The sequence below is a fragment of the Tabrizicola sp. genome (genome assembly GCF_031377265.1).
Lineage (GTDB): Bacteria > Pseudomonadota > Alphaproteobacteria > Rhodobacterales > Rhodobacteraceae > JAUYQR01.
Genome location: NZ_JANMET010000301.1, coordinates 1 through 5,980, shown reverse-complemented (window position 1 = coordinate 5,980; position 5,980 = coordinate 1). Strand labels below are relative to the sequence as shown.

Sequence of the window (5,980 nt, the reverse complement as noted above, 5' to 3'; positions counted from 1 at the left end):
CCATCGGAGGCGACGTCGAAGCAGCTGCGCGAGTTGAACCTGCGCGTGGTGGCGAAGGACAGCTGATGTATCACGCCTCGGTTCCCGTCTTTCGCCACTATCTGACCCGGATGTCCGGGATGGTGGAGCGGGCGGGGCGCGAGGCGATGCAGGCGCAGATTGCCGATACGTTCCCGGCAAGTCAGCAGTTTGCCATGGCTGCAGGGTTCACAATGCGGATCGCCTGCCCGTTGGCCGGGCGTGAGGTGCCGGACTTGCCGGAGGCTTTGGGGCCAAGGCTGGCGGTGGCGCGGGCGCTTTTGGGCGCGATGAAGCCGGAGGAATTTGACGGCGCGGCGGAGCGGATCATCCGCCACCGCGCCGGACTTGCCGATCTGGAGCAGACGGGTGCGGACTTTCTGTACCTGTTTGGTTTGCCGAATTTCTTTTTTCACCTGACGATGGGCTATGCGGCGCTGCGTGCGGCGGGCGTGCCTTTGGGCAAGGCAGACTTCGACGGATTTCACCAGTACCCCGGCGATTTCAGCTTTTCCGACGACTGACGCGCGGTTTTTCGCGCAGTCTGTTGCGGCGGGCGACGGAGTGTTGCGGCGCCCGCGTATGAACCCTCGGATAGCACGAGGAGCAGACCATGGCAGACAGATCCGGGATTGCCGCTTTTCGGTTTGGCTATGGCCTGCCGTTGGCGGGGTCATCTGAACCGTCGGATATGGTGGCGGCGCTGGCGGGGCCGGATCTGGCCGCCGCGCGCTGGCCTTCGGTGACGATGGCCGATGTGTTGCCGATTGCCGAGGCTTACCGTGTGGCGAAGAAAGCGGGCAAGTCGGCGATGGAGGGCGACAAGGCAGCACTGCGCCGGGTGGTGCGGCAGGCGGATGCGCTGGCGCTGCGGGCGGCGAAGGCCACAGTCGCACGGGCGGTGGGGTCGGACGACCCGCTGCGCGAGCGGCTGGTGCAGTTCTGGGCCGATCATTTTACGGTGACGCCGAAGAACCGGGTGGAGCGGTCCTTGCCCGGCGCGCTGATCGAAGACGCGATCCGGCCCAACCTGATGCGGCCCTTTGCGGTGATGCTGCAGGCGGTGGTCACGCATCCGGCGATGCTGATCTACCTGAATCAGGACGCATCTTTCGGGCCGGGGTCCAAACGCGGGCAGCGGCGCGACAAGGGGCTGAACGAAAACCTCGCGCGGGAGCTGTTGGAGCTGCATACGCTGGGGGTTTCGGCGGCCTATTCGCAAGGCGATGTGCGGCAGTTGGCAGAACTGCTGACCGGGCTGACGCTGGAGGCGGGCAAGGGCTTTGTGTTTGATCCGGGGCGGGCTGAGCCGGGGACAGAGACGGTGCTGGGCGTGACCTACGCCGGCGCTGGGGTGACACCGATTTTCCGCGCGCTGGATGATCTGGCTGTGCGGCCCGAGACGGCGCGGCATCTGGCGGGCAAGCTGGCGGTGCATTTTGTGGCGGATGCGCCCGAAGCGGGGCTGGTCGGCGCGCTGGAGAAGGCCTGGAACGGCAGCGGTGGTGACCTTGCCGTGGTGACCGAGGCGCTGCTGGGCAATTCGGTGGCTTGGGCCGTGCAGACGGGCAAGGCACGGCAGCCGTTTGATTTTGTCGTGGCCTCATTGCGGGCGCTGGAGGTTTCGGCGGATGTGATTCATGGGGCGGAAGACAAGGCGTTCCGGCGCATGATCCTTGATCCGCTGGCCGATATGGGCCAGCCGCTGTGGCAGGCCCCCGGCCCCGATGGCTGGCCCGAGGCGGCAGAGGACTGGATCACACCGCAGGGTCTGGCCGCGCGGATCAGCTGGGCGATCGAGGTGCCGGAGCGGATGGTGAAGCCGCTGCCCGACCCGCGGGTGTTTGTGACGACGGCGCTGGGCGCGCGGGCCAGCGAGCGGCTGGTCTGGGCAGTATCGGCCGCAGCCGAGGTGCGCGAAGGCGTGGGGCTGACCCTGGCCGCGCCGGAATTCAACAGGAGGTGACAGCGATGGAACGACGGTTTTTCCTGCGATCCCTGGGGATGCTTGGCTGTTCGGCGGCGGCGCATCCCTGGCTGACGACCCTGACCATGGCGCAAGGCACGCCCGCGATGGGCGACAACCGGTTGGTGGTGATCATCCTGCGCGGGGCGATGGATGGGCTGGATGTGGTGCAGCCGCGCGGCGATGCGGGGTTTCTGGCGGCCCGGCCGGGGATCAGCGCGCCGGCGACCGACCTTGACGGGTTCTTTGCGCTGAACGACGCACTGTCGGACCTGATGCCGCTGTGGCAGGCGGGGGAGTTGGGGGTGGTGCATGCGACATCGACCCCCTACCGCGACAAGCGCAGCCATTTCGACGGACAGGATCTGTTGGAGGCGGGCACCGGCATCGACGTGGCCCCCGGTGCGGGGCGCGACGGCTGGCTGAACCGGTTGTTGCAGGCGGTGCCGGGGATCACGTCGGAAACGGCCTATGCGGTGGGGCGCGAAGCGTTGCCGATCCTTGGTGGTGCGGCAGAGGTACGCAACTGGGCGCCGGATCAAAAGCTGGTGCTTTCGGGGCCGGGGCGGTTGCTGCTGGACCACGTCTATCACGATGACCCGCTGTTTCGCGACACTGTGGAAGAGGCATTTGCGCTGACCGCCGGTGGCGACCCCATGGTGAGCGGTCGCGCCGAAGATGTTGACATGATTGTCGATTTCGTGGCCGAGCGGTTGCGCGGCGACACGCGGATTGCCGCATTTTCGCAAAGCGGCTGGGATACGCACAAGGCCCAAGCGCGGGCGATCAAGCAACCCCTGGCGCGGTTGCAGCGCACGATCCTGCGCATGAAGGCGCAGTTGGGGCCAGAGGTCTGGGGCAAGACCACGCTGCTGGCGATGACCGAGTTTGGCCGCACGGTGCGCGAAAACGGTACCGGTGGCACGGATCACGGCACTGGCGGGGTGATGCTGGTGGCGGGCGGTGCGGTCAGGGGCGGGCGGGTGATGGGCCGCTGGCCGGGGCTGGCGGAGGCGGGGTTGTATGACCGTCGCGACCTGATGCCCACCAGCGATGTGCGGGCCTGGGCCGCGCATGCGATGCGCGGGCTGTACGGGCTGGACCGGGGGGTGCTGGAAAGCACCGTGTTTCCGGGGCTGGAAATGGGCGACGATCCGGGATTTCTGCTGTAGCCTTGCATCCGAAGGGTGGCCCGGCGTAGCGTTGTGGCAAGGTAAGTGCCGGGGGGCAGGGTGTCAGGCAAGGATTTGGGCGCCGTTGTGGCGGGGTGGTCTGTGCCGCGCCGCCCCGATCAGGCGGTATTGCAGGGCCGGTCGGTAAGGCTGGAACCGCTGGAGGCGGATGCGCATGCGTCCGATCTGTTCGATGCGTTTTCCGGGCATGACAGCCTGTGGGACTACATGCCCTATGGCCCGTTCGGGTCTGCTTCGGCCTATCACCGCTGGGCGCGGGAACGCGAGGCGGGCGAGGACCCACGGTTTTTCGTCCTACGCGACGGGGCGACGGGCTTGTGTGGCGGCGTGGCCTCCTTCCTGCGGATCGCGCCAGAGGCCGGGTCAATCGAGGTGGGGCATATCTGCATAGCGCCGCGGATGCAGCGCGGGGTGGCCGCGACCGAGGCGATGGCGCTGATGATGGACTGGGCGTTTTCGGCAGGCTATCGGCGCTATGAATGGAAGTGCAACGCGCTGAATATAGCCTCGCGCCGCGCGGCGCAGCGGCTGGGGTTCAGCTATGAGGGCGTGTTTCGCAACCATATGGTGATCAAGGGGCGCAACCGCGATTCTGCGTGGTTTTCAGTGATCGACAGCGAGTGGCCGGCGCTGAAGGAGGCGTATCGGACATGGCTGTCACCCAGCAATTTCGACGCGGCGGGACGGCAACTGGAACGCTTGTCAGATCTGACGCGGTTGGTGCGGGCAGGGTCGGACCCGCTGTTGTGATGCGGCCTCAGTCCGGTGGGGCAAAGGCATCGGTGCGCGCCAGCCGGTCTTGCAACAGCGCGGCCAGCGGTTCCAGTGCTGCACCGGGGGCGGCAAGCGTTTGCGAAGCTGCCCCGAGCTGGGTATCGCTGGTCTGGCGCGCAATACCGCCCAGAAATCCCGACAGATAGGCACGTTGCACCGGCCCCGGTGCCGCACGCAACGCGGCAGCCACAGTGGCAAGGTCATCGCGCAGCGCCATGGGATCGGCCGTTGCGGCAGTATCTTCGGCGGCAATGGCGCGGTCTTTGTGGTCTGGCAGCAGGGCAAGGATCGCCTGTTGAAAACCAAGCAACCCCGGAATGGGCTTGTCGATAAACCCCATCGCGCCCGCCGCCAGGGCAAGGGCACGGCCTTCGGGATCGCCGCTCATCCCGATCAGAACCGGGCCGGGGCGCGGCGTGATCAAGCTGCGGATCAGGTCTTCGCCGCGGCCATCGGGCAGGCCAAGGTCGATCAGCACCACGTCAGGCTGATAGACCGACAAATGCGACCGGGCCGCCTCGACCCCTTCGGCCCGCCGCAACCGCGCGCCGGACCGCTGACACATCAGGCGCAGCGCGTCGCTGGCAAAGCGGCTGTCTTCCACCGCCAGTATCGTCAGACCCTGCAGACCGTTCAGGCCGCGCAATGCGGTGTGGCCGGAAAGGGCGGTGCTGACAAACGGATGCGGGGCGGGGGGGAAGGGCATCGGCTGCTCCATCTTCGGGATCGCAGTAGGATGGGCACAGTCGGGTTAACCGCCGGTGAACGGCACCAAGAATTTCTGGCCAGGCGTCGGCGCTGGCTGCGGCATTGCGCCCCCCTTGCGTCAACGCCCGCCTGCGCCCATAACCCGCGCTAAAGGCAGCGCCGGAGGGTTCCATGATCGGCCGTTTGAACCATGTCGCCATCGCGGTGCCGGATCTTGCCGCAGCGGCAGACCAGTATCGCCATGCTTTGGGCGCAACGGTCGGCGCGCCCAAGGACGAACCGGCGCATGGCGTGACGGTTGTTTTCATCGACCTGCCGAACACCAAAATCGAACTTCTGCATCCGCTGGGTGATGCCTCGCCGATCGCGGCGTTTCTGGCCAAGAACCCGGCGGGGGGGATCCATCACATCTGTTATGAGGTGGAGGATATCCTGGCCGCGCGCGACCATTTGCTGGCCACCGGCGCGCGGGTGCTGGGGTCGGGCGAGCCAAAGATCGGCGCGCATGGCAAGCCGGTTCTGTTCCTGCACCCCAAGGATTTCAACGGCTGTCTTGTGGAACTGGAGCAAGCATGACGATCACCGCCGCCATTGTGGTTTATGCGGTCACCTGGTTCATGGTGTTCTTCATCGTGCTGCAAACCCGCGTCACAGCGCAATCGGACACCGGCCATGTGGTTCCCGGCACCCCGCCTGGTGCCCCGGCGCAGGAGATCGTCGGGCGCCAGGCCAAGCTGACCACCGTGATCGCAACGGTCATTTGGGCAATTATCTGCGGGATCATCTTGTCAGGCTGGATCACCATCGAGGATCTGGACTGGTTTGACCGGATGGGCCCGACCGAAGGCAGCTAGGGTCGGTGCAGTTAACGTCCGGCGGCCGCCAGCCGATGGAACAAGTGGGTGAAGGTCGCCACCCCCAGCACCGGCACGATCAGGTTCACCAACGGTATCGACAGCGGGGCCGCCATCAGCGTACCCGCCATCCAGACCGCCGCACCATTGCGCCGACGCATCGCCTGCGCAGCGTCGCGCCCGATGCGTCGCGTCGCAACCAGCGTGAAGTATTCGCGCCCCAAAAGGAACCCGTTGAACGCCCAGAAGACCAGCGGGCTGGCGGGTCCGGCAAAGGGGTACACGAACACCGCAGCCACGTTCACCGCAATGATCAGGCCAAGGAAGTTCACGGTGTCGCGCAGGCTGTCGCCAAACGGTGGCGGTTTCGCGGGCGGCAGGTTGGGGTAATGGCGATCCTCGACCGCAGCGGCCACGTCTTCAAGAAAGATCCCGACAAAGGCTGATGCCACAGGCACCATCAGAAA

Annotated in this window: 8 protein-coding genes; 6 read left to right on the top strand and 2 right to left on the bottom strand. The window is 66.4% G+C overall.

Features of this window, described 5'->3' with window-relative positions; genetic code table 11:
- From RMO18_RS16685 to RMO18_RS16670, 4 genes are all read left to right on the top strand, one after another.
- A partial coding sequence (locus tag RMO18_RS16685) for a DUF1993 family protein (protein ID WP_309667424.1) occupies positions 1–542 on the top strand: 542 nt, incomplete at its 5' end.
- A gap of 89 nt (positions 543–631) precedes the next feature.
- Positions 632–1,984, top strand: a complete 1,353-nt coding sequence (locus tag RMO18_RS16680) for a DUF1800 domain-containing protein (protein WP_309667423.1) — start codon at positions 632–634, stop codon at positions 1,982–1,984.
- 5 nt (positions 1,985–1,989) lie between these two features.
- Positions 1,990–3,156: a DUF1501 domain-containing protein gene (locus RMO18_RS16675; RefSeq protein WP_309667422.1), complete on the top strand. Its 1,167-nt coding sequence runs from the start codon at positions 1,990–1,992 to the stop codon at positions 3,154–3,156.
- Positions 3,157–3,216: 60 nt separating this feature from the next.
- On the top strand, positions 3,217–3,927 hold the full coding sequence (locus RMO18_RS16670; protein ID WP_405054095.1) for a GNAT family N-acetyltransferase: 711 nt from the start codon (positions 3,217–3,219) through the stop codon (positions 3,925–3,927).
- 7 nt (positions 3,928–3,934) lie between these two features.
- On the opposite strand, the gene RMO18_RS16665 is transcribed toward RMO18_RS16670, so the two are convergent.
- Positions 3,935–4,657 (bottom strand): response regulator, encoded by a 723-nt coding sequence (locus RMO18_RS16665; RefSeq protein ID WP_309667421.1) that lies wholly within the window; start codon positions 4,655–4,657, stop codon positions 3,935–3,937.
- Positions 4,658–4,830: 173 nt separating this feature from the next.
- On the opposite strand from RMO18_RS16665, the gene mce reads away from it, so the two are divergent.
- Complete coding sequence (mce, locus tag RMO18_RS16660) at positions 4,831–5,235, top strand: methylmalonyl-CoA epimerase (RefSeq protein WP_309667419.1); 405 nt, start codon at positions 4,831–4,833, stop codon at positions 5,233–5,235.
- Positions 5,232–5,513 carry a DUF1467 family protein gene (locus tag RMO18_RS16655; protein ID WP_309667418.1) on the top strand — a complete coding sequence of 94 codons (282 nt, stop codon included), beginning with the start codon at positions 5,232–5,234 and terminating at the stop codon, positions 5,511–5,513. Before mce ends, RMO18_RS16655 begins: the two co-directional genes overlap by 4 nt.
- Positions 5,514–5,524: 11 nt before the next feature.
- On the opposite strand, the gene RMO18_RS16650 is transcribed toward RMO18_RS16655, so the two are convergent.
- The coding region (locus RMO18_RS16650; protein ID WP_309667417.1) for an EI24 domain-containing protein at positions 5,525–5,980 on the bottom strand (456 nt) is incomplete at its 5' end.